Source organism: Nocardia sp. CA-151230, assembly GCF_050942175.1.
Classification (GTDB): Bacteria; Actinomycetota; Actinomycetes; order Mycobacteriales; family Mycobacteriaceae; genus Nocardia.
In genome coordinates this window covers 6,526,416-6,548,155 of sequence record NZ_CP192061.1, presented here as the reverse complement: position 1 = coordinate 6,548,155, position 21,740 = coordinate 6,526,416, and the positions used below count along the sequence as shown (strand labels likewise).

At 68.6% G+C, this 21,740-nt stretch carries 21 protein-coding genes and 1 pseudogene; 14 read left to right on the top strand and 8 right to left on the bottom strand.

Annotation, left to right across the window (positions count from 1 at the left end):
* Positions 1–8: 8 nt before the first annotated feature.
* Complete coding sequence (glgX, locus tag ACQP1O_RS30910; protein ID WP_433561928.1) at positions 9–2,120, bottom strand: glycogen debranching protein GlgX; 2,112 nt, start codon at positions 2,118–2,120, stop codon at positions 9–11.
* A gap of 10 nt (positions 2,121–2,130) precedes the next feature.
* Positions 2,131–3,102 carry a bifunctional helix-turn-helix transcriptional regulator/GNAT family N-acetyltransferase gene (locus ACQP1O_RS30905; protein ID WP_433561927.1) on the bottom strand — a complete coding sequence of 324 codons (972 nt, stop codon included), beginning with the start codon at positions 3,100–3,102 and terminating at the stop codon, positions 2,131–2,133.
* Between the two features lie 109 nt (positions 3,103–3,211).
* On the opposite strand from ACQP1O_RS30905, the gene ACQP1O_RS30900 reads away from it, so the two are divergent.
* Both ACQP1O_RS30900 and ACQP1O_RS30895 read left to right on the top strand, forming a co-directional pair.
* On the top strand, positions 3,212–4,522 hold the full coding sequence (locus ACQP1O_RS30900; protein ID WP_433561926.1) for an adenosylmethionine--8-amino-7-oxononanoate transaminase: 1,311 nt from the start codon (positions 3,212–3,214) through the stop codon (positions 4,520–4,522).
* 3 nt (positions 4,523–4,525) lie between these two features.
* Positions 4,526–4,627, top strand: a pseudogene (locus ACQP1O_RS30895) (ABC transporter ATP-binding protein); the annotation flags it as partial.
* Positions 4,628–4,751: 124 nt separating this feature from the next.
* On the opposite strand, the gene ACQP1O_RS30890 reads toward ACQP1O_RS30895, so the two are convergent.
* Positions 4,752–5,045 (bottom strand): hypothetical protein, encoded by a 294-nt coding sequence (locus ACQP1O_RS30890; RefSeq protein ID WP_433561925.1) that lies wholly within the window; start codon positions 5,043–5,045, stop codon positions 4,752–4,754.
* Positions 5,046–5,150: 105 nt separating this feature from the next.
* Here ACQP1O_RS30890 and ACQP1O_RS30885 point away from each other — a divergent pair, with 105 nt between their 5' ends.
* From ACQP1O_RS30885 to ACQP1O_RS30850, 8 genes are all read left to right on the top strand, one after another.
* Positions 5,151–6,305: an 8-amino-7-oxononanoate synthase gene (locus tag ACQP1O_RS30885; protein ID WP_433561924.1), complete on the top strand. Its 1,155-nt coding sequence runs from the start codon at positions 5,151–5,153 to the stop codon at positions 6,303–6,305.
* Entirely contained in the window at positions 6,302–6,991 is a 690-nt protein-coding gene (gene bioD, locus ACQP1O_RS30880; RefSeq protein ID WP_433561923.1) for a dethiobiotin synthase, read from the top strand. The genes ACQP1O_RS30885 and bioD overlap by 4 nt, the downstream gene beginning before the upstream one ends.
* A 113-nt stretch (positions 6,992–7,104) precedes the next feature.
* Positions 7,105–8,343, top strand: coding sequence for a DUF1800 domain-containing protein (locus ACQP1O_RS30875; RefSeq protein ID WP_433561922.1), 1,239 nt, complete (start codon positions 7,105–7,107; stop codon positions 8,341–8,343).
* A 16-nt stretch (positions 8,344–8,359) separates the two neighbouring features.
* Positions 8,360–9,616 (top strand): DUF1501 domain-containing protein, encoded by a 1,257-nt coding sequence (locus tag ACQP1O_RS30870; RefSeq protein ID WP_433561921.1) that lies wholly within the window; start codon positions 8,360–8,362, stop codon positions 9,614–9,616.
* Positions 9,617–9,654: 38 nt separating this feature from the next.
* A complete protein-coding gene (locus tag ACQP1O_RS30865) occupies positions 9,655–10,302 on the top strand; it encodes a response regulator transcription factor (protein ID WP_433561920.1) in 648 nt (215 codons plus the stop codon).
* The gene (locus ACQP1O_RS30860; RefSeq protein ID WP_433561919.1) at positions 10,299–11,690 is read left to right on the top strand and encodes a sensor histidine kinase; all 1,392 of its coding nucleotides are present in this window, start codon (positions 10,299–10,301) and stop codon (positions 11,688–11,690) included. Before ACQP1O_RS30865 ends, ACQP1O_RS30860 begins: the two co-directional genes overlap by 4 nt.
* Before the next feature lie 30 nt (positions 11,691–11,720).
* A complete protein-coding gene (locus ACQP1O_RS30855; protein ID WP_433561918.1) occupies positions 11,721–12,188 on the top strand; it encodes an SRPBCC domain-containing protein in 468 nt (155 codons plus the stop codon).
* A gap of 162 nt (positions 12,189–12,350) precedes the next feature.
* Positions 12,351–13,499: an alpha/beta fold hydrolase gene (locus ACQP1O_RS30850; RefSeq protein WP_433561917.1), complete on the top strand. Its 1,149-nt coding sequence runs from the start codon at positions 12,351–12,353 to the stop codon at positions 13,497–13,499.
* Between the two features lie 12 nt (positions 13,500–13,511).
* Here ACQP1O_RS30850 and ACQP1O_RS30845 read toward each other — a convergent pair whose 3' ends face one another.
* Positions 13,512–14,096 (bottom strand): TetR/AcrR family transcriptional regulator C-terminal domain-containing protein, encoded by a 585-nt coding sequence (locus ACQP1O_RS30845; protein WP_379388918.1) that lies wholly within the window; start codon positions 14,094–14,096, stop codon positions 13,512–13,514.
* A 111-nt stretch (positions 14,097–14,207) separates the two neighbouring features.
* Here ACQP1O_RS30845 and bioB point away from each other — a divergent pair, with 111 nt between their 5' ends.
* The 4 genes from bioB to ACQP1O_RS30825 all read left to right on the top strand — a co-directional run bounded on the left by bioB (position 14,208) and on the right by ACQP1O_RS30825 (position 16,536).
* Positions 14,208–15,245, top strand: coding sequence for a biotin synthase BioB (bioB, locus tag ACQP1O_RS30840; protein ID WP_354842846.1), 1,038 nt, complete (start codon positions 14,208–14,210; stop codon positions 15,243–15,245).
* A 101-nt stretch (positions 15,246–15,346) separates the two neighbouring features.
* Entirely contained in the window at positions 15,347–15,562 is a 216-nt protein-coding gene (locus ACQP1O_RS30835) for a hypothetical protein (RefSeq protein ID WP_354843205.1), read from the top strand.
* A complete protein-coding gene (locus tag ACQP1O_RS30830) occupies positions 15,562–16,281 on the top strand; it encodes a DUF2567 domain-containing protein (protein WP_433561916.1) in 720 nt (239 codons plus the stop codon). Before ACQP1O_RS30835 ends, ACQP1O_RS30830 begins: the two co-directional genes overlap by 1 nt.
* 84 nt (positions 16,282–16,365) lie before the next feature.
* Positions 16,366–16,536, top strand: coding sequence for a hypothetical protein (locus ACQP1O_RS30825; RefSeq protein WP_433561915.1), 171 nt, complete (start codon positions 16,366–16,368; stop codon positions 16,534–16,536).
* Between the two features lie 41 nt (positions 16,537–16,577).
* On the opposite strand, the gene hypF is transcribed toward ACQP1O_RS30825, so the two are convergent.
* Genes hypF through ACQP1O_RS30805 form a run of 4 tightly spaced genes read right to left on the bottom strand, consistent with a single transcriptional unit; the run spans position 16,578 to position 21,520 of the window.
* The gene (hypF, locus tag ACQP1O_RS30820; protein WP_433561914.1) at positions 16,578–18,899 is read right to left on the bottom strand and encodes a carbamoyltransferase HypF; all 2,322 of its coding nucleotides are present in this window, start codon (positions 18,897–18,899) and stop codon (positions 16,578–16,580) included.
* 9 nt (positions 18,900–18,908) lie between these two features.
* Positions 18,909–19,946, bottom strand: coding sequence for a hydrogenase expression/formation protein HypE (gene hypE / locus ACQP1O_RS30815; RefSeq protein WP_433561913.1), 1,038 nt, complete (start codon positions 19,944–19,946; stop codon positions 18,909–18,911).
* Complete coding sequence (locus ACQP1O_RS30810; RefSeq protein WP_433561912.1) at positions 19,943–20,527, bottom strand: isochorismatase family cysteine hydrolase; 585 nt, start codon at positions 20,525–20,527, stop codon at positions 19,943–19,945. The genes hypE and ACQP1O_RS30810 overlap by 4 nt, the downstream gene beginning before the upstream one ends.
* A gap of 21 nt (positions 20,528–20,548) precedes the next feature.
* A complete protein-coding gene (locus tag ACQP1O_RS30805) occupies positions 20,549–21,520 on the bottom strand; it encodes a hypothetical protein (RefSeq protein ID WP_433561911.1) in 972 nt (323 codons plus the stop codon).
* Positions 21,521–21,740 lie beyond the last annotated feature (220 nt).

Sequence of the window (21,740 nt, the reverse complement as noted above, 5' to 3'; positions counted from 1 at the left end):
GGTATCGATCATGCCGTACGGCGCAGCACGAGTAGACAGCGTGCGGGCACTTGCACCATTGCGCCAGCGGTGAGGACGGTGTCGGCGGCGGGGCGACCGGTGGGCGTGGCGCAGTCCAGGGCGACCGACCAGGCATTACCGTGCCGGGCGTCGGGGAGGGCGAAGTCCAGGGCTTGGTCGTGAGCGTTGAAGCACAGCAGGAACGAGTCGTCGGTGATGCGTTCCCCGCGCGGGCCCGGCTCGTTGATGCCGTCGCCATTGAGGAACACCGCCAGCGAGCGGGCGAAGCCGGTCTCCCAGTCGGCGTCGGTCATGGCCGCGCCGCCGGGCGTGAACCAGGCGAGATCGCCGAGGCCGTCGGGATCGGGCGCCGGATCGAAGAAGCGGCGCCGCCGGAACACCGGGTGCGCGGCGCGCAGCGCGACCGCGCGCCTGGTGAATTCGAGCAGGTCGGCATTGGTGTCCATGAACGTCCAGTCCATCCACGACAGCGGTGAATCCTGACAGTAGACATTGTTGTTGCCGCGCTGGGTGCGGCCGAATTCGTCACCGTGCAACAGCATCGGGGTGCCCTGGGAGAGCATCAGGGTGGCGAGCAGATTACGGGATTGCCGCGCGCGCAGGGCCAGGATCTCCGGATCCTCGGTCGGGCCCTCGACGCCGCAGTTCCAGGAGCGGTTGTAGTTCTCGCCGTCGTGATTGCCCTCGCCATTGGCGTCGTTGTGTTTCTCGTTGTAGGACACCAGATCCGCCAGTGTGAATCCGTCGTGCGCGGTCACGAAATTGATGCTGGCGCTGGGCCGGCGGCCGGTGGCCTCGTACAGATCCGAGGACCCGGTGAGCCGGGAGGCGAACTCGCCCAGCGTCGCCGGCTGCCCGCGCCAGTAATCCCGCACGGTGTCACGGTATTTGCCGTTCCATTCGGTCCAGGCCACCGGGAAATTGCCGACCTGATATCCGCCCTCGCCGACATCCCAGGGTTCGGCGATGAGCTTCACCTGGCTCACCACCGGATCCTGGTGCACCAGGTCGAAGAAGGTGGAAAGCCGGTCCACATCGTGCAATTCGCGGGCCAGGGTGGCGGCCAGGTCGAAGCGGAATCCGTCCACGCGCATGTCGAGAATCCAGTAGCGCAGCGAATCCATGATGAGCTGCAGGGCGTGCGGGTGGCGCATGTTGAAGCTGTTGCCGGTGCCCGTGTAATCCATGTAATGCTGCGGATCATCGTCCACCAGGCGGTAATACGCGGCATTGTCGATGCCGCGGAAGCTGATGGTCGGCCCGAACTCGTTGCCCTCGGCGGTGTGGTTGTAGACCACGTCGAGGATCACCTCGATACCGGCGGCGTGGAAGGCGCGCACCATCGTCTTGAATTCGGTGACCGCGGCCGCGGGCGAGGAGCCCGCGGCGTAGCCTCGATGCGGCGCGAAATAGCCGAAGCTGTTGTAGCCCCAGTAATTCCGCAGTCCCCGGTCCAGCAGTATCCGGTCGTCGAGGAACTGGTGTACGGGCATGAGCTCCACGGCCGTCACGCCCAGCCCCCGCAGGTGTTCGAGGATCGCCGGATGCGCCATGCCCGCGAAGGTGCCGCGCAGTTCCGGCGGCACCTCCGGATGCGTGATGGTCATGCCCTTCACGTGCGCCTCGTAGATGACGGTCTCGTGGTACGGCCGTTTCGGTGCTCGATCGTGGGCCCAGTCGAAGTACGGGTTGATGACCACCCCGGTCATGGTGTGCCCGAGCGAGTTCTGCCCGAAGTTGTAGGGCGCGGTGGCGGTCCCGAAGTCGCCCTCGAACGCCTTGCCGTAAGGGTCGAGCAGCAGCTTGCTGGGATCGCAGCGCAGCCCCTGCTCCGGATCGAAACCCCCGTGCACCCGGAATCCGTACCGTTGCCCGGGTCCGACGCCGGGGAGATAGGCATGCCAGACATGGCCGTCCACCTCGTCGAGCGGTACCCGGGTCTCGCGGTGATCCGCGTCGATCAGGCACAGCTCCACTCGCCGGGCCACCTCGGAGAACAGCGAGAAGTTCGTCCCGGCGCCGTCGTAGGTCGCGCCCAGCGGATAGGCGGTCCCCGGCCAGACACCGAGCGCGGTGGTGCCGGGAATCGCGGGAGGCATGGCCCAGACCCTAGCGGGCCGGATCGTCCTCCCTGCCGAGTCCCCGCCGCCAGGTCTGTCCGACCAGATCGACGCCGAAGCTGTGGTGCGGATTCGACTCCACCAGTTCGAATCCGGCGCGCTGGTAGATGTGGCGGGCGGAGTCCAGCACGCTGTTGGTCCACAGCACCATCTCGGTGTATCCCGCCGCGGTGGCGAAACGCAGGCATTCGTCGACCAGTGCGCTGCCCACTCCGAGCCCGCGGGCGGACGGTTCCACCAGCAGCAGTCGCAACCGGGCGGTGGTGTCGTCCTCGCGCATGCAGTAGACGCAGCCGACCGGGCTGCCCTCGTATTCGGCGATCCAGGCCCGTTCCCGTTGCGGGTCATGGGAATTCAGCCAGTTAGCGACGATGGTCGCGGCCAGCGTCTCGTATTCGGCGTTCCAGCCGTACTCCTCGGCGTAGAGCACGGCATTGCGGGTGATCACCCAGCCGTGGTCGCCGGGCCGGGGTTCGCGCAGGATCACGCCGGCGGGATCGGGCTCGGAGTCGGTGTCGAGGATCTGCTCGATGGTCCGCATGGCCCCGACCAGCCGGGTGCGCACCACGGGGGAGTGCGGGACCAGCAGATCCCCGATCTGGTCCTGGGTGCGCTGGTCCAGCTCCGTGAAGGCCGCCCGGCCCGTGCCGGTCAACTCCACCACCTGCCGCCGGCCGTCGGCGTCGGATCGGCGGCGGGCGACCAGGCCGCGCTCCTCGAACCGGGCCAGGATGCGGCTCAGGTATCCCGGGTCCAGATCCAGGGCCAGCCGCAGGTCCACCACTTCGGTGGCCCCGAAATGGGCCAGCTCGAACAGGATTCTGCCCTCGGTGAGCGAGTACTCGGTGCCGAGCAACTCGCCCTGCAGGACGCCGATGATGCGGGTGTAGCGCCGGTTGAAGGCGCGGACGGCGGCGATGTGCTGTGCCTCGACCGGGCGATCGGTCGTCTCGACGGCCATCCTGGCTCCAATCCTTTGACCGAGTCAAAGAATACGCCGGGGTGCTGGTGGGCGCGCGGGTTCGTGGTAACTTGAACGCCGTTCAAGCCCGCTCCTCGAAGGACTTCCCGTGGCATCGACCGAGCCTGTTGCGGCACCGACCGAGCCTGTCGGGGCGCAGCCCTCCGGCGAGATCACCGCGATCGACGCCGCCCACGTGTGGCATCCCTACGGTGGCTTCCCGGCCACCACCGCGCCGCTGGTGGTCGCCTCCGCGTCCGGCACCCGGCTGACCCTGGCCGACGGCCGGGAACTGGTGGACGGTATGAGCTCCTGGTGGGCCGCCGTGCACGGGTATCAGCACCCGGTGCTGGACGCCGCCCTGCTCGCCCAGTCGCGGAAGATGAGCCACGTCATGTTCGGCGGGCTCACCCACGAGCCGGCGGTGCGGCTGTCGCAGCTGCTGGTCGAGCTCACGCCCGAGGGTCTGGACAAGGTCTTCCTCTGCGACTCCGGCTCGGTGTCGGTGGAGGTCGCGGTGAAGATGTGCCTGCAGTATCAGCGGGCGCTGGGGCGGCCGGAGAAGCACCGGCTGATGACCTGGCGCGGCGGCTACCACGGCGACACCTTCACCCCCATGAGCGTGTGCGATCCCGAGGGCGGCATGCACTCGCTGTGGACCGATGTCCTGGTCCCGCAGGTCTTCGCGGGCCCGCCGCCGGAAGCCTATGAGCCGCAGTACGTCTCGGAGCTGGAGCGGACCCTCGCCGCGCACGCGCACGAATTGGCCGCGGTCATCGTGGAACCCGTGGTGCAGGGTGCGGGCGGCATGCGCTTCCACGATCCGCGCTACCTCGCCGATCTGCGCCGGCTGTGCGACGAGCACGACGTCCTTCTGGTGTTCGACGAGATCGCCACCGGATTCGGCCGCACCGGAACACTTTTCGCCGCCGAGCACGCGAATGTCCGGCCCGATGTCATGTGCGTGGGCAAGGCCATCACCGGCGGCTACATGAGCCTGGCCGCCGCGCTGTCCACCACCGAGATCGCCGAAACCATCAGCCGCTCGCACGGCGGCCTCATGCACGGACCCACCTTCATGGGCAACCCCCTCGCCTGTGCGGTCGCGGTGGCCTCGATCGAACTGCTGCTCTCGCGCGACTGGCAGAGCGAGGTCCGCGAGATCCACGCCGGCCTCGCCGAGGGCCTGGCCCCCGCCCGTGACCTCCCCGCCGTCGCCGACGTCCGCACCCTCGGCGCGATCGGCGTCATCGAACTGAACCACTCGGTGGACATGCGCAGAACCACCGACGCCGCAGTCGAATCCGGCGTCTGGCTACGCCCATTCCGCAACCTCATCTACTGCATGCCGCCCTTCATCAGCACCCGCGACGACGTCCACCGCATCACCGCCGCCATGTACGCCGCCGCAGCCGTCTGACCACTGGGTTCGCGCTCCGCCCTGCTGGTGCTGGACGAGCCGACGGTGGGGCTGGATCCCATTGCGCGCGACAGCGTCCGGGAGCGGGTCGCCGAGATGCGGGCCGGCTGCCGGGGCCGCCACCCTCGGCATCGCCACCGCATCGGCCCTGCTGGGCCGGTTGGTCCGGTAGGCCGACGCGGTCTCGGCTACCGGTGTGGTGCCGTGCCGGCTCGCGCGGTGCGAGCCGTCAACGGTTGGCCCGTCTTTCGCGCACTATGTCTGAATTGTCACTGTCTGACAGGACTTCCCAGACCTTGAATACGCAGTGATAGTTGTCGGACCAGCCACGGGCGATCAGCATGAAGGTGTCGCCGTCGCGCAGGATGGTGCGGCGGCTGATCAACTTCGGATGATCGGGTTGGAATTTCGATACGAGGTCCGGGACTTTCGCGAGGGCTTGTTCGCGGGTTCCCACCACCTCTGTGAGGATCTTCGGACTCCAGGTTTTGCTGTCGCCGAAGCCGGTCGTCTGCTCGACCACTATTGCCCATCGTGGCATCGCGCAGCCTCCTTACGACTTCCCAGCATAGCGCCGTGTACCGACACCCATGGCCCCCTGAACGGTGTTCAAGTATGCTTCCGAGCTGTGACTGCCGATCCCCTGAGCTGGCTCGACACGCGCGCCGCCGAGCGCGTGGACGCCGGGCTGCGCCGTGAACTGCGCCCCCGCACCTCCGATACGGCGACCATCGACCTGGCCTCCAACGACTACCTCGGGCTGGTGCGCCACCCGGAGGTGATCGAGGGCGCGGTCGCCTCGGTGCGGTACTGGGGCGCCGGCGCGACCGGCTCGCGCCTGGTCACCGGGACCACCGCCGAGCACGAACAGCTCGAGACCGAACTCGCCGAATTCGTCGGCGCGGAGGCCGGATTGGTGTTCGCCTCCGGCTACGCCGCAAACCTGGGCGCGGTCACCGCGCTGGCCGGCCGTGGCGCACTCGTGGTTTCGGACGCGGGCAGCCACGCCTCGCTGGTCGACGCCTGCCGGCTGTCGCGGGCACGGGTGGAGATCGCGCCGCACTGCGACCCGGCCGCCGTGGACCGCCTGCTGTCCGAGCGCACCGAGGAACGTGCACTGGTCTTGACGGATTCGGTGTTCAGCGCCGACGGGGATCTCGCGCCGCTGACCGAACTGCACCGGGTGACCCGGGCCAATGGCGCGGTGCTCATCGTGGACGAGGCGCACGGCCTGGGGGTGCGCGGCGACGGCGGCCGCGGCCTGGTGCAGGAGTGCGGGCTGGCCGGCGAGCCCGACCTGGTGATCACCGCGACCCTCTCCAAAGCCTTTGCCGCCCAGGGCGGCGCGGTGCTGGCCAGCGAACGGGTCCGCGCCCACCTCATCGACGCCGCCCGCACCTTCATCTTCGACACCGGCCTGGCGCCCGCCGCCGTCGGTGCGGCCCGCGCGGCCCTGCGGCTGCTGCGCCACAACCCCGAGATGGCCCAGCGCGTGCTCGACCGCGCCGCCGAGCTGGCCCGCATCGCCGGTGTCGGCCAACCGGATTCGGCCGTCGTCCCGGTCATTCTCGGCGACGCCCAGGTCGCCTACGATGCCGCCCAGGCCTGCCGCGCCCGCGGCCTCAGCGTCGGCTGCTTCCGCCCGCCGTCGGTCCCCGAGGGCACCTCCCGCCTGCGCCTGACCGCCCGCGCCGACCTCACGGAGGCCGAGCTGGCCACCATCGCCACCGTGCTCGGCGAGGTACTGGCCGAAGCCCGTGGGCGAGAGGCGGTTTCGGCATGAGTGCGAAGCTGCTGTTCATCACCGGCACCTCGACCGACGTCGGCAAGACCGTCGTCACCGCGGCCCTGGCCGCCACCGCCCGCGCGGCCGGGACCGAGGTCGCGGTGTGCAAGCCCGCGCAGACCGGCATGGCCCCCGGGGAACCGGGCGACCTGGCCGAGATCACCCGGTTGAGCGGCGTGACCTGCACGCTCGAACTGGCGCGCTACCCCGAGCCCCTGGCCCCCGACACCGCCGCGCGCCGCTGCGGGCAGCCACTGTTGACCCTCGCGGAGACGGTGGCCGGGATCGAATCCTGCACGGACGCCGACCTCGTCCTGGTCGAGGGCGCGGGCGGCCTGCTCGTCCGGATGGGCGAGTTCACGCTGCTGGATCTGGCCCAGAAGATGAACGCGCCGGTGCTGCTGGTGGCGGCCGCCGGCCTCGGGACCCTCAACCACAGCGAGCTCACCACCCGCGCCCTGGCGGCGGCGGGTATCGAGTGTGCTGGGCTGGTCATCGGATCCTGGCCCGCCGCACCCGATCTGGCGTCCGAGTGCAATCGCACCGATCTGCCTGCCGTGACCGGAGTGGAACTGGTCGGTTCAGTCCCCGCCGGTGCGGGCGCGTGGGGTGAGGACGCGTTCACCGCCGCCGCGCCGACCTGGTTCGAAACTGGCTGGACCGGTCGGTATCTGCTGCCCTGAGCGTGGAGGATCTCCCCGCCGCCCGGTCCCGGTATGCGGCATCGGTACGCCGTGGACCGGAGCCGATCGGCGGGCTCACGAATTCCTCACGGGCGCCCTGCGATCGTGGCGGTATGGATGAGTCGGCGGCGATCGCGCATGTGCTGCGGCGCACCACCTTCGGGCCGTTTCCGGGGCAGGTGGAAGCCCTTGCGAGGCAGGGGGCCGGTGGCGCCCGGGGAGCCACGGGTGTCATCGAGAGTGTGCTGGCCGCTGCTCCGCTGGTGCCCGCGACGCCGGTGTTCGATGAGGAGGCGGAGTCTGCTTCGGACGGGCCGGTCGGTTCGTGGCTGCGGGCCATGGCGGATCCGGCGGCCGGCATCCACGAGAAGCTGGTGTGGTTCTGGCACGGGCACTTCACCTCCAGTCACGACAAGGTCGATACCTGGGATCTGATGTGGCGGCAGCATCTGCTGCTGCGAGAGCACGCGCTGGGCAATTTCCGGGAGCTGGCGCAGGCGGTGACCATCGACGGGGCCATGCTGCAGTGGCTCGACGGTGCGGGGTCGATCGCGCTGGCGCCCAATGAGAATCACGGGCGTGAGCTCATGGAGCTGTTCACGCTCGGGCGGGGAAATTACACGCAGCGGGATGTGAGGGCCGCCGCGGTCGCGTTGTCCGGATGGAGCGTCGACGACCACGGGTCTGTGGCATTCGATCCGAAATCCGGGAACCAGCGGGCCGTGGAACTGCTGGGCCGGTCGGTGACCACGGTCCGCGATGCCGTCGATGTACTGTGCGATCGCCTCGAATGCGCGCGGTTCATCGCCGCGAAACTGCACCACTTCCTGGTCGGGCGGGTGGCCTCGGAGCAGCGGGTGACCGAGTTGGCTGCCGTATTCACGCAGGCGCGCTTGGAGATTCGGCCTCTGGTGGCGGCGATCCTGCGTGATCCGTCCTTCGTCGAGGCGACGTACGCGCGCCCGCGCTATCCGGTCGAATGGGTCACCGCCGCGCTCGCCGTCTGCGGGATCGGCAATGCGGCAACGGCTTTCGAGACGATGAACACCCTCGGTCAGTCGCCGTTCTATCCGCCGAATGTGGCGGGCTGGCCGCCGGGGAATCAGTGGATCGCGCCGGGCACGGCCGTCGCGCGAGCGGCATTGGCGGTGAACGCGCCCGCCCTGCCCGAGATCGCGGGGGCCGCCGATCCGGTCGCCGCGGTATTCGCCCGTGCGTCGATCTACGACCCGAGCCCCGGAACCCGGACCGCCGCCCGCGATCTGGCATTCGAACTGCGCCGGGACCCGGGCCGGGCCGCGACGGCGCTGCTGGCCCTGGTCATCACCTCGCCGGAATTCACGCTGGCATGAACCGGAAGGATTCCTCATGGTCTCGTTGAATCGGCGCACCGTGCTGCGAGCCGGTATCGGTGCCGGGGTGGTGGCCGCGGCCGGCGGGGTGGCGGGTTGTCAACTGCTCGGCTCCTCGGACTCACCGGAGCTCTGGCATCCACCGGCGCCGATGCGGGCGGCGGCGCTCGACGAACGGCGCTTGGTGGTGATCGAAATGGCCGGGGGCAGTGACGGATTGTCGATGGCCGTGCCCTACGCCGACTCCCGCTACCGCGACCTGCGGCGCGGCGCCGCCATCGCCGCCGAGCACGTGCACGCCATCGACGGCACGCTCGGCCTGCATCCAGAGCTGAAAGAACTGGCCGCCGCGGGCGTCTCGGTGATTCCGGGCGTGGGCACCGCCAAACCCGATCTGTCGCATTTCGAGATGCTGCACCGCTGGCAGACCGGCGATCCCGAGGGCACCGCCCGCCCGGACACCGGATTCCTCGGGCGGCTCTGCGACCACCTCGGCGACCCGGCCGCACCCGCGGTGGGCGTGTCGCTGGGTGTCGGCGCCACACCGGCGCTCGCCTGCCAACGGGTCACCACACTGTCCGTGGATGCCGGAAACGATGGCCTGTTCCCGGTTTTCGAAGACGAGAACGTCCGCGCCGCCTGGCTGGCGGCCCAGCGGGCCATGGCCCACCCCGACCGTGCCGACGCGCCGCTCTTCGCCACGGCCAGGGCGGGTAGCGCTGCCGCACTGCGGTTCTCGGATGTGGCGGCCACCCTACCGGCTGCCACGGATGGCTATCCGGGCAGTGACCTGGGGGTCCAATTGCGTTTGGCCGCACGGCTGCTCGCCGACGACAACCACGGTCTGCGCATCGTGCACGTCCCCATGGGCGCGGACTTCGACACCCATTCGAAGCACCCGCGCCGCTACGAGACCCTGATGCGGGAACTCGACACGGCGCTGGCCGCCTTCCGACGGGACCTGGCCGCGCGGGGTATCGCCGATCGCGTGCTCATCGCCGCGTACAGCGAATTCGGCCGCCGTGTCCCGGTGAACGACTCGGACGGCCTCGACCACGGCGCGGCCGGGACCGCACTGATCCTCGGGCCGACCAATCCCGGCGTCTTCGGGGAAGCACCGTCACTGCGCGCCCTCGACGCGGACGGCAATCTGCGCGCCACGGTCGATATGTCCGAGTTCTACGCCACCCTCGCCGAGAGCTGGTTCGGCGTCCCGGCCGGGGACGTCCTGCCCGGTTCTCCGCGCCCGCTGCCCGGCGTCGTGGCCGCGTGACCGGTACGGATGCTGTAATTGCGCAGGTGCGGGTACTCGTGTGTGAAGACGACAGGAATCTGGGCGACGAGGTCGCGGCCGGGCTGCGCGCGGCCGGTTTCGCGGTGGACCTGGCCCGTGACTATGCCGACGCCGACCTGAAGATCACCGTCAACACCTACGACTGCCTGGTCGTCGACCGCGGCCTGCCCGACGGCGACGGCCTCGACCTGGTGCGCGCCCATCGGGACTCCGGGCAGCGCACCCCGGTCGTCATGCTCACCGCCCGCGACGCCCTCGCCGACCGGCTGGACGGCTTCGCCCACGGCGCCGACGACTACGTCGTGAAGCCGTTCGCCATGGACGAACTGGCCGCCCGCGTGGGCGCGCTGTGCCGCCGCCGGGAGCTGCCCGCACCCACCCGCACGATCGTCGGCACCCTCGTGGTGGACCGGCCGCGCCGCCGCGTCCACCGCGCGGGCACACTGCTCACCCTGACTCCCAAGGAGTTCGGCGTCCTGGAGCTCCTCGCGGTCCGCGCCGGAACCGTCGTGACCCGCGCCGAACTCATCGAATGCTGCTGGGACGAAATGGCCGAACCCGCGTCGAACGTGGTCGACGTCGTGGTCGCCCAGCTGCGCCGCAAGCTCGGCACCCCGCCCCTCATCGAAACCGTCCGCGGCGCCGGTTTCACCATCACGCCGTGAAGATCCGGCGGCGCGCCACAGCTCCCGACGCCGCGGGTGCGCGACCGGCGAACGCCGATCCTGGTGCGGCCGACCATGATTCGGCGCGCGGCAGGCTCACCCGCTGGAGGCGAAGCGGGCCCGGGGCGCGACCGACGACGCCGGGCCGGCTACGGCGCACCCGGTGGCTGCTGACCGCGCTGTTCACCGCGCTGACCGCCGTCTGCCTGATCGTGCTCGCGTCCCTGGCGGCCTCCATCGATGGGCATTCGCGGGAGAAGGCCCTGGACGCGGGCGTCGACCGGGTGGTGACCGGGCTGGCGCGCGAGGTGTACTGGAACGAGGACGGCGGCGTCGATCTGGAGACCGTGCGCGGGGACGACGATCTGGCCGGCGGCCCCAACGCCGTCGCGATTCTGGTCCGCGACCCGAACGGCCACTGGCAGGAACTGTTCGTGCACAGGCGATCCGGGCTGCCCGCGGACCTGACCGGACTCGCACAGCGGGCCGCCGACGCCGAGGACACCCAGTGGCACAGCCTCACCGACCGAGACGGCGATCCGGTACGCCTGGCGGCGGCCCCTGCCTGGGACAACGACTCGACGGTCGGCGCCGTCGTTTTCGCGGGCGGCGACCCGGCGCCGGGGGAGAGCGACCATCGCAGCCTGGTCGTGGCCCTGTGGGCCGGCGGGCTGACCCTGGTGGCGCTGGCCGCCCTGGCCGGGCACCTGCTGTCCGGGGTGAGCATGCGCCCGGCGGTGCGCATGCTCGACCAGCAGGAGCGCTTCCTGTCCGAGGCCTCGCACGAATTGCGCACGCCCCTGGCCACTTTGCGGCTCTACCTGGATGCCGCGCTGCGTGATCCGGCCGATACCCGGCGCGCGGTCACCGATGCCCGCGCGCTCACCGACCGCATGGGACGCATGGTGGCCGGACTGCTGGCGCGTACCCGCGCCGAAACCGGTGTGGGCGAACTGGATCTGCAGCGCCTGCACCTGGACCAGCTGGTGGAGGGCGTGGTCGCGGAGTGCGGCGGCGACGTGACCCTCGCCGCGGATCCCACTGCGGTGCGGGCGGATCCGGATCTGCTGGCCCTGGCGGTCCGCAATCTCATCGACAATGCCCTGGTGCACGGGGGCACGCCCGTGGAGGTGCGGGTGGCCGCGGGGCAGGTGCTGGTGCGCGATCACGGGCCCGGACTGGATCCCGCGCTCACCGATCCCTTCCGGCGTGGCGCGGTCGGGGCGCGCGGGCACCACGGCATCGGCCTGTCGCTCGTGCGATGGGTGGCGACCGTTCATTCCGGTTCGGTGACCCTGTCTCCCGCGCCGGGCGGCGGCACCCTGGCCACGCTCGCGCTGCCGGTCGCGCCCGAGGACGTGCCGGGCAGCTCGGCGGAGTTGTCGTGAGCTTCATCACATCGGGCGTAGGGTGGCGCGGTGCCTTCCACTCGAGTCGAGAAGTTCGTCGGTGCCCCGCGTCCGAATGTCTTCCGGGCGCTCCTGGATGCGCATTCGGTGCGCACGTGGATGGTTCCCGACGGCATGACCGGTCGCATCCATGAGTTCGATCCCCGCGTCGGCGGGCGGATCCGGATTTCGCTGACCTACGACATGCACACCCGGGCGGGGAAGACGACCCCGCACACCGACACCTTCCACGGTGTTTTCGCCCGGGTCGTGCCCGATCGCGAGGTGGTGCAGACCCTCGAATTCGAAACGGACGACCCGGAACTGCGTGGCGAGATGACGGTGACCTACACCCTCGACGACGTCCCGGGCGGGACCCGCGTGACCGCGTGCCACGAGAACCTGCCGCCGGGACTCTCGCCCGACGAGAACGAGATCGGCTTCCGCGCGGCCCTGGCCAAACTCGCCGAGCACGCCGAGCAGGCCGCCGAGGACTGACACCGCCCGCGAAATCCGCTGACACCGCCCGCGAAATCGCCGTCGATCCCTCGGCATTGCGCGGCGAGGACCGCCGCCCATCGAGATGACCTGTGCGCTACCAGGAGATGACCGGCAGAACAAGCCTGGATGACCAGCCGGAAATTCGTACAGTTGATTGGTATGGCGCTGCCGGGTTTTCCGAATCCGTCCGGCGTCGCCGACCACGACGACCGGCGGCGTCGCGCGCGCCTGCGCGCGACCCACTCGGGCGTCGGCTGGGTCCGCTGGCGGCGGACCCGGCTGCTGGTACTGCGGCTGAGCCTGGTGCCGCTGGTGGCGCTGGGCGCCTTCGCCGAATACATGGGTCTGGACGTGCTGCCGGAGCAGGCGCGGCTGGCGCGCACCGAACCCGCCGTGCTGCCCATCGCGGGCCCGTCGGATGCGCAGGCCGGCGACACCGCCGTCTTCGATCTGGTCGGGCTGGGTGTCCTCGATGCCAGTGACACCGCCCGGGCGCTGCCGTCGCTGCGGCGGCTGGGATCGGTGTGGGCGGTGCGCTACGACAATGCCGGTATCGACACCAAGGTCATCTCGGATCTGATCGTGAAGGTCACCGACGCGGCCAAGGTGCCGAACGTGGTGCTGACCGGGCACAGCATGGGCGGGGTCATCGCGCTGGAGATCGCCAAGCACCTGCACCAGGACAGCAGGAAGCGGGTCCGGGCGGTGATCCTGGACTGCACGCCGGTGGATCTGAACGCGGTCCGCCCCGAGAGCCGCGATCAGGGCGAGGAAATGCTGCGCTGGATGGGCTGGGTGCCCGGCGCGCGGGAGAGCCGCTTGCTGCGGCTGGTCGTGGAAACGTATGCGCGCCATGAGAGTTTCGTCGGCGGACGCTATGTGATCCGTGGCGACGAGTTCCGCGAAGCGGTGAAGAACGTTCTGCGCGACAAGATCCTGAACACCAATGCCGCCAGCAACGGCCTGATCGAGGCCCAGTTCAAGGCCATTGTGGCCGGCGGCGCGGTCGACGATCTGCGGGCGCTGTCCAAACCCGCTGCGGGCAAACCACGTCCGGCCATCGTGTTCATCCGGCCGCACAACCCGTACGACGATCCGATCGTGGATGTGGAGTACTCGCACAAGGTGCTCATCGACCAGGTCGGCGGCGTGAACGGGACGCTGCTGGTGGTGACCACGCGAACCACCGGGCACGCCAACCCGATCGAGCGGCCGCAGGAGTACAACATGGTCATCGAGCAGCAGGCGGTGCCCTTCGTGCGGCAGGTGCAGGCCGACGAGGCGGCGGTGGTCTCGGTCGGGCGCTGACCGATCGGCGGATCAGCGGATCCGGGAACCCAGCAGGTGGCGCACGCCGCTGACGAACAGCTGCAGCCCGAAGTCGAAACGGGCGGTGGCGTCGGGCATGTCGTAGAGCGGCGAGTTCTCCTCGGTCAGCGCGCCCGCGGAATCCATCTGGATGCGCGACTGCTCGTCCACCGTCTGGCCGAGCACGTAGTACAGCAGCGTGTAGGCGGCGAGCTCGGCTTCCTCGCGCGTCATACCAGCGCGAATCGCGGCGCTGGCCAGGCGTTCCCGGCCCTTGCTGGTGGTGAGGCGGGAAGCGTAAGTGGCCGAGACCAATTCGGCGCCGTCGCGATAGGCCAGCAGGCATTCGCGCAGCCGGTGCGCCAATTCGGTCATCTGCTTGGACCATTCGTCGGCCCGGACCGGTTCGTCCATGGGCGCCAGAATCCGGTCGGCGATCGCACCGAGCAGCGCCTGCTTGTTGGGGAAGTGCCAGTACAGCGCACCGGGCTGGACGTGCAGCGAGCCGGCCAGCCGGCGCATGGTCAGATCCGCCAGACCGTACTGGTCGAGAATGGCGATGGCCCCGTCGACCACGTCCGTGCGATGGAGTTGCACTGAAAAACCCGACCCTCTCGTGTTCCGGCTCACGTACCGGACTGCTAGCCTACCCTGAACACCGTTCAAGTTGCTCGGCCACACCGGTCGGACGAAGGGATTCGCGCGGACATGACTCAGGCAGCCGTCACCACCGATGCTGTGACCACAGCAGGCGATGACATTCTCGCCATCGCCCGCGAGCAGGTGCTCGAGCGCGGCGTCGGCCTGACCCAGGACCAGACCCTCGAGGTGCTGCGCCTCGGCGACGACCGGCTCGAGGAGCTGCTCGGCCTGGCGCACGACGTGCGCATGAAGTGGTGCGGGCCCGAGGTCGAGGTCGAGGGCATCATCTCGCTCAAGACCGGCGGCTGCCCGGAGGACTGCCACTTCTGTTCGCAGTCCGGCCTTTTCCAGTCCCCGGTGCGCGCGGCGTGGCTGGACATCCCGTCGCTGGTGGAGGCCGCCAAGCAGACCGCCAAGACCGGCGCCACCGAGTTCTGCATCGTGGCCGCGGTGCGCGGTCCGGACGAGAGGCTGATGGCGCAGGTCGCCGCGGGCGTCGAGGCCATTCGCAACGAGGTCGACATCCAGGTCGCCTGCTCGCTCGGCATGCTCAACCAGGAGCAGGTGGATCAGCTGGCCGCCATGGGCGTGCACCGCTACAACCACAACCTCGAGACCGCGCGCTCGCACTTCCCGAACGTGGTCACCACCCACACCTACGACGAGCGCTGGGACACCCTGCGCATGGTGCGCGAGGCGGGCATGGAGGTCTGCTCCGGCGGCATCCTCGGCATGGGTGAATCCCTGGAGCAGCGCGCCGAATTCGCCGCGCAGCTGGCCGAACTGGAGCCCGACGAGGTGCCGCTGAACTTCCTCAACCCGCGCCCGGGCACCCCCTTCGGCGATCTCGAGGTGCTGCCCGCCGCCGACGCCCTGCGCGCCGTCGCCGCGTTCCGCCTGGCGCTCCCGCGCACCATCCTGCGTTTCGCGGGCGGCCGGGAGATCACCCTCGGCGACCTGGGCGCCAAGCAGGGCATCCTCGGTGGCATCAACGCCGTCATCGTCGGCAACTACCTGACCACCCTGGGCCGTCCCGCCGAGGCCGACATCGATCTGCTCGGCGAGCTCAAGATGCCGATCAAGGCGCTCAACGAAACCCTCTGAGACAAGCGGGCTATGGAAAACCGGTACCGTGGCGGTACGGTCTCTCCGGCCCGCTTTACCGTGCACTGCTACTGAGACACGAAGGATCCATCGAGGTGATCGTGGACATCGAGGAGCGCTACAACCCTTTCACGGGTAAGCGGATCGTGCCGGGTCTGGATGATCCGGTTCCAGCGGCCGCCGCTCTGGGCCTCGAGCCCCCGCGCTTCTGCGAACAGTGCGGGCGCCGCATGATCGTGCAGGTCAGCCCCGACGGCTGGTGGGCGAAGTGCTCCCGCCACGGTGTTCTCGACTCCACGAGCCTGGAACACCGCTAGTGGCAACCACACTCACCGCCGAGCCGGGCGGACTACGCGTCGACGTACTGATGCGGGAAGTGCGCGCGGCGGCGGTGGTGTGCGCCGCCCTGGCCGCGGTGAGTGCCCTGGCCGGGGTGGCCTGGGCGTTTCTCGCTCCTCCGGAGCAACTGCTGGTGGTCGAACCCGACCGGGGCACCGCCCTCACCGGCGAGAGCATGCATCGCTTCGACGCCCTCGCCATTTTCGTGCTGATCGGCATCGTGCTCGGTGTCCTCGGCCCGGCCGCGGCGTGGCGCTGGCGGCGGGCGCGGGGACCCGTGCTGCTGTCGGGCATCCTGCTCGGCTCGCTGGCCGGCGCCTTCCTGATGAAGGTGGTGGGTGAGGCCGTCGCCGAGCGGGTGCACACCCGCCCCCAGCATCCCGCCGTCCACTCGATCGTGGAATTCGCTCCCTCCGTGGAGTGTTGGGCCGCCCTGATCGCCCAGCCGCTCGCCGCCGCGGTGGTGGTCCTGCTCCTCACCGCCCTGAGCACCTCCGACGATTTGGGCACCGGCGAGTACCTACCCTTCGGCGGCCGGCGCCCCGACCCGGTCGTCCTCGCACCACCCCAGTACGGTTCGGCCATCAGCTACGGCCCCTACCCGGGTTCCAACGGCGGCCCCCAGTACACCCCGCGAGATCCCGTGGTGCCCTTCGAATCCCAGGGCCCCGTCCCCGACTCCGACACCACCCGCTGATCCCGCGCAATATTCGCTGGAGCTCCAGCGTTGTACCCCTTACCGTGTTCGAGTTCACCGAACCGATCCACCCTGGGGGACTCCGTGAAAACCACACCCGCCGACAGCGGCGCGCCCGCCCCGGCGGAACGCCCGGACCTGACCGCGTGGCGGCAACGCCACGAACTCCGCAGATCCAATGCGTCCCAGCCCATCCCGAGCGCCCGCCGCTACCAGCGCACCACCAAACACCGCCATCGCGACGCGGACCGCTGATTCGACCGATCCTGGCTCGCCGGGGCAACCTACGCATCGGCTCACCCCACCCGGTCGCTTCCGATGGTGCGCCGGTAGTCCGCGATCACCAGCTGGCCGAGGGCTATGCCGCCGTCGTTCGGGGGAACCCGGCGGTGGCTGTATACCTCGAACCCGTCGCGTTCGAGTATCGCGAGGCTGTTGACCAGCAGGAATTCGTTGAGGAACACGCCGCCGGACAACACCACCTGCCGGATGCCGGTTTCGCGGGAGATTTCGCGGCACCGGCGGCGCACCATGGTCACCACGCCGGAATGGAAGCGGCGGCTGATCCGGGGGAGCGGGACGCCGGTGTCGAGGTCCTCCGCGATCGCGCGGATCACCGGTCTGAAGTCGATTTCGGTTGTGGTGTAGTCGAACTCGTAGCCGTCGACCATATCGAGGTCGCGCTCCAGCAAGCCCTCCAACTCGATCGGGCCCTGGGCTTCGTACTCGGCGTGCGAGCACACATCCAGCAGGGCGGCCACCGCGTCGAACAACCGGCCCATGCTCGACACTTCGGGTGAGTTGATGCCTCGCGCACGCATCGTCGAATACACGTGCCGGCGGTCCGGCTCGAGCCGCCCGATCGCCGGGATCGCCTTGACGGCCATGTCGATATCGCCGAAGGCGTCCAAGGCGACCGATACCGCGCTTCGAATCGGTTCGTGGACCGCTCGGTCACCGCCGATCAATGCCAAGCGCCGCAAATGCGTTGCACGCTCGAACCTTTCGAGGCCCCCGACCAGGAATTCCCCGCCCCAGATGGTGCCGTCGGTGCCGTAACCGGCTCCGTCGAACACCACACCGATGGCCTGCCCCGTGAGTCGATTCTCCGCCATGCACGAGGCCATATGAGCGTGATGGTGCTGGACGAACACGGGTTCGCCGGATTCGCCGATACCCTCGTGCGCGGTGCTGGAGCGGAACTGCGGGTGCATGTCGTAGACACCCGCCTCGGGCCGCAGGTCATAGAGCGCCGCCAGGTGTGCCGCCGTCTTGCGATGGGAGGCAAAGGTTTCGTCGTTCTTGAGGTCACCGATGTGCTGGCTGAGGAAGACCCGGGAACCGGCCGACAGGGCCACCGTCGTCTTGAGTTCCGCACCGTAGGCGACCAGTGGCGTCAGCGGCCGGCCGACCTCCACCGGATACGGGGCGTAACCACGCGCTCGGCGCAGGAACGTCAGCAGGGGGCCGTCCAGCCCGGGATGCGAGGACAGCCGGACCACGGAATCGTCCACCCTGACCTCGATTTCGCGATCGTGATAGAGGATCACGTCGGCGATCTCGAAGAGCTGCCCGAGGGCGTCCTCGTTGCGATGCACGATCGGATAGCCGGAGATGTTGCCGCTCGTCATGACCACCATGTCCAGGCCGGATTCGTCCAGGAGCAGGTGATGATGCGGCGCCGAGGGCAGCATCAGCCCCAGATTCGGATTCCGCGGAGCGATGTTCTCCGGGACCGTACCGGAACGCTTGCGCGCGAGCAGGATCGGCCGCGCGGGCGACCGCAGCACCGCTTCCTCCGCCGCGGACAGTTCCACGATCCGATGAGCGGTGGCCAGATCCCGGACCATGACCGCGAAGGGCTTGGAATCCCGGCGCTTGCGTTCGCGCAGCAAGGCCACCGATTCGGCGTTCCGCGCATCCACGGCGAGGTGGAAACCCCCGACACTCTTGATGGCCGCGACGCCTCCGGCTGTCAATTCCCGTGCGCACCGCCGCAATGCGTCCTCACCTTCGACGACAGCCCCCTGCCGGTCGGCGAGGAACAGGCGAGGTCCGCAGTCCGCGCAGGCATTGGGCTGCGCGTGGAAGCGCCGGCTCATCGGATCCCGATACTCCCGGTCGCATCGCTCGCACATGACGAAGGAGCGCATCGTGGTTTGCGAGCGATCGTAGGGCAGTGCGCGAATGATCGAATACCGTGGACCGCAGTTCGTGCAGTTGATGAACGGGTAGCGATAACGGCGGTCGGCCGGATCGCGCAATTCGGCCAGGCAATCGGCGCACACGTGCGTATCAGCCGGTACCAGAGCCACTTTCGCCCCGGTGTGCTCACTGTGCACGATCTCGAAACCGGTGGCCTCCGACAGTCCGGCCGACGTGCCGACGGCTGTCACGTCGTCGACGCGGGCCAGCTCGGGAGCCTTGCTCGCCAGTTCCGCGCTGAACTCTCGCAGCACGGACTCGGGGCCGCTCACCTCGATGAGCACGCCCTCCGGATCATTGCGAACCCAGCCTGCCAATTCCCGCTCTCGGGCGAGCTTGTAGACGAAGGGACGATAGCCCACGCCCTGAACGACACCGGTGACCCTGATTTTCCAGGTTGCGTATTCGGTCATGGCGACGGTTCAGCACAGCCGCGGCAGCTCTGCGCCGCGGAGAGGTTGCAGCGCCGATTCGCGACCGCCGGCATCCCGGAGGATCACCGCCGCGCCTTCCCGGGCGGTCACTTCGCCGACTGCGACGGCATGCCGGCCGTATTCGTGTGCGCGCAGTGCGGCGAGCACATGCTCGGTCGCCGCGGGATCGACGAAGATCGCGAGGCAGCCCTCGTTGGCGCAATGTAAGGGGTTGATCCCCAACATGTCCGCCGCCATCGCGGTCTCGTGCTGGATCGGCAAGGCCGGAGCCTCGATCATGATGGCTTTGTCCATCTTGCCCGCGTACTCGTGCAGCACCGCCGAGAGTCCGCCGCGCGTGACATCCCGCATCGAGTGGATCGACCCGGTGGGCACCGTCGAGAACACGCGATCGATCATCGTGTTGAGCGGAGCGCAGTCGCTGAGCACCCGGCTTTCGAAGCCGAGGCCTTCCCGGATCGACAGCAGATGAACGGTGTGGTTGCCGATCGGGCCGGACAGCACGACGGCATCACCGGGGCGCACGGAATCCATCCGCAGGGGCTCGCGGGAGAAGAAGCCGACCCCACTCGTGTTGAGATACAGCTGATCCGCTTCCCCGGCGCGCACGACCTTCGTATCGCCGCACACGATCTGCACACCGGCCTCGCGCGCGGTGTCCCGAATGGAGGTCAGCACCCGGAACAGCTGGTCGAACGGCAGTCCCGTCTCGAGGATCAGGCCGAGGGTGAGATAGCGAGGCGAGGCCCCCGAGACCGCGAGATCATTGACGGTCCCGCAGACCGCGATCTTCCCGATGTCGCCGTTGCCGAAGAACGGCGGGTCGACCACGAAGCTGTCGGTGGTCATCGCGATCCGGCTACCCTCGACGGGCAGGATCGCACTGTCCTCCATCTCGCCCACATAGACATCGCCCAATGTCTGCGCGATGAATTCCACGAGCTCGCCGGACAGCGTCGCACCCGTGCCGTGATCGAGCTGAATCTTCTGGGTTGCGAGCATCATTTCCTGGGTGTCGAGCGTCACGGTGTCTTGGTCTCCTTCCGGGGGAGACCGCCGTTCTCATCGATCGTCAGCAGAATTTCTTCGGCACTGGCGACCGTGGCGCAGTAACCCGCGAGCCATTCGAGTGCACGCTGCCGGTCGGCTTCGACGGCGGAGAATACGCAGTCGCTCGGCACCCCGACGATGTATCCGCGAAAGAATGCGTCGGCCGCCGTCGTCTGAATACAGATCTGGGTTTGCAGACCGATGAGGATCAGGGTCTCGACCCCGATCGCCTGCAGCCGCGCATGCAGATCGGTCTCGTAGAAGCCGCTGTCCTTGCTCCGCTCCTGAATGATGTCTTCCGAGTCGAGGAACTCGTGAATCACCTCCGCGCCCGCCGTGCCCTTCAGGGCGGGGATGCGGCCGTCGTACCGCTCCGCGAGGGGATCGTCCGGTTCGTTGAGGAGCTGGAGATGAAAAATGGGATAACCCCGTTTCCGCATGGCGGACAAGAATTCCGTCACATGCGGAGTCGCCGCGGTGATCGCCGCCTGACGCTCCGGGTTCTTTCCGACGATATCGTATTGCAAGCCGCTCGTGAGAACTGCGATCTTTGACATGTCGACTACTCCGATAACTAGCTAGTTGTGCTGCGCCGCGTTCGAGGGATTTTGCAGATCATGGGCGATATTGGCCCAGTTGGCCGCGCATTGGAGCGCGAATTCGATGATGTGGTCCCGGGTATGCGGGAGAATTGCGTCGGCTATCTTCTCGACATCGCTGCTCTTCACCGCGCGCTGATGCATCCACCGCAGGAGGTCGCGGCCGCTGGCGCTCATCCGTAGTGCCGGGTCCCGGGACATCAGTGCCAGCAGGGCACCGAGATCCGCCGGCTTCTCGGGATGGGGAACAGGGGTGAGCCGATCGGGAGTTTCCGGGAGTTTGCTCTCCGACTCCGGAAGGGTAGGGGGCGTTTTGTTTTCGTTCGAATGGAGGAGCGGATCCTCCCCGCGTTTGAGTCGGCTGCGGACATCTCGAACGGTGGACGGGGACAGGCCCACTTCTTGGGCGATGCTACGCAGGGACGCGTCGGGGCGGGCCAGGATCAGCTCCGCGGCGGTGCGCCGGGCGGATTTGGTGTCGACGGGTCGTAGTCGTCCATCACTTCCCAGCCGATGGCTCGACCGCGAATTGTCGTCGATGCGGCCCCGGATCGCGGCCACGGTCTTCGCGGACAGGCCCGCGGTGGTCGCGATCGAACGATCCGACCAGTGCGGATGGGTTCGCATGATTCGTTCCGCCGCGGCCCGCCGATCGGTCAGCGACAGCGGCAGGCCGTGGGTCGTGTTCTCCCGGACCCCGACGATGAATGCGAGTTCCTCGGAACCGTCCACCAGATATGCATCAATATGTGTGAATCCCTTCAGTCGCGCGGCGAATGTGCGATGAAATCCATCGATAACTCGCAGTGTGGGCCGATGAACGAGAATGGGCGGCAAAGGCCATTCGGCCTCGACCAGCCTTTCGATGTGGGAATGATCCTCGCCCTCGGATCGAGGGGAGCCGATAGTTACCAGCGATGCAATCTCTAAGGATGTTCTGACGCGATTCAATTTCGAAGAGTTCTCCAAATGCGTAGTGCCCCTTGGTCTTTCGAGATCAGCGTTCGGAAATTACCCCAGGCGCATCCTCTCAGCAAGGGGGTATCGAGGTGGACGGCGGGCGGTTGTGATCACCCATCGTCGTCAGCCTGTGCGGCTGTGTCGATCCACAGCCGGTGACATCAGACACTGTACAACTGGGTGAAAGCCGCAGTTGCACAGTGCGATTCGG

Coding starts and splice junctions, on each gene's coding strand:
- glgX (WP_433561928.1), bottom strand. CDS start 2,120: ATGCCTCCCGCGATTCCCGGCACCACCGCGCTCGGTGTCTGGCCGGGG.
- ACQP1O_RS30905 (WP_433561927.1), bottom strand. CDS start 3,102: ATGGCCGTCGAGACGACCGATCGCCCGGTCGAGGCACAGCACATCGCC.
- bioD (WP_433561923.1), top strand. CDS start 6,302: ATGAGTGCGAAGCTGCTGTTCATCACCGGCACCTCGACCGACGTCGGC.
- ACQP1O_RS30875 (WP_433561922.1), top strand. CDS start 7,105: ATGGATGAGTCGGCGGCGATCGCGCATGTGCTGCGGCGCACCACCTTC.
- ACQP1O_RS30870 (WP_433561921.1), top strand. CDS start 8,360: ATGGTCTCGTTGAATCGGCGCACCGTGCTGCGAGCCGGTATCGGTGCC.
- ACQP1O_RS30850 (WP_433561917.1), top strand. CDS start 12,351: ATGGCGCTGCCGGGTTTTCCGAATCCGTCCGGCGTCGCCGACCACGAC.
- bioB (WP_354842846.1), top strand. CDS start 14,208: ATGACTCAGGCAGCCGTCACCACCGATGCTGTGACCACAGCAGGCGAT.
- hypF (WP_433561914.1), bottom strand. CDS start 18,899: ATGACCGAATACGCAACCTGGAAAATCAGGGTCACCGGTGTCGTTCAG.
- ACQP1O_RS30810 (WP_433561912.1), bottom strand. CDS start 20,527: ATGTCAAAGATCGCAGTTCTCACGAGCGGCTTGCAATACGATATCGTC.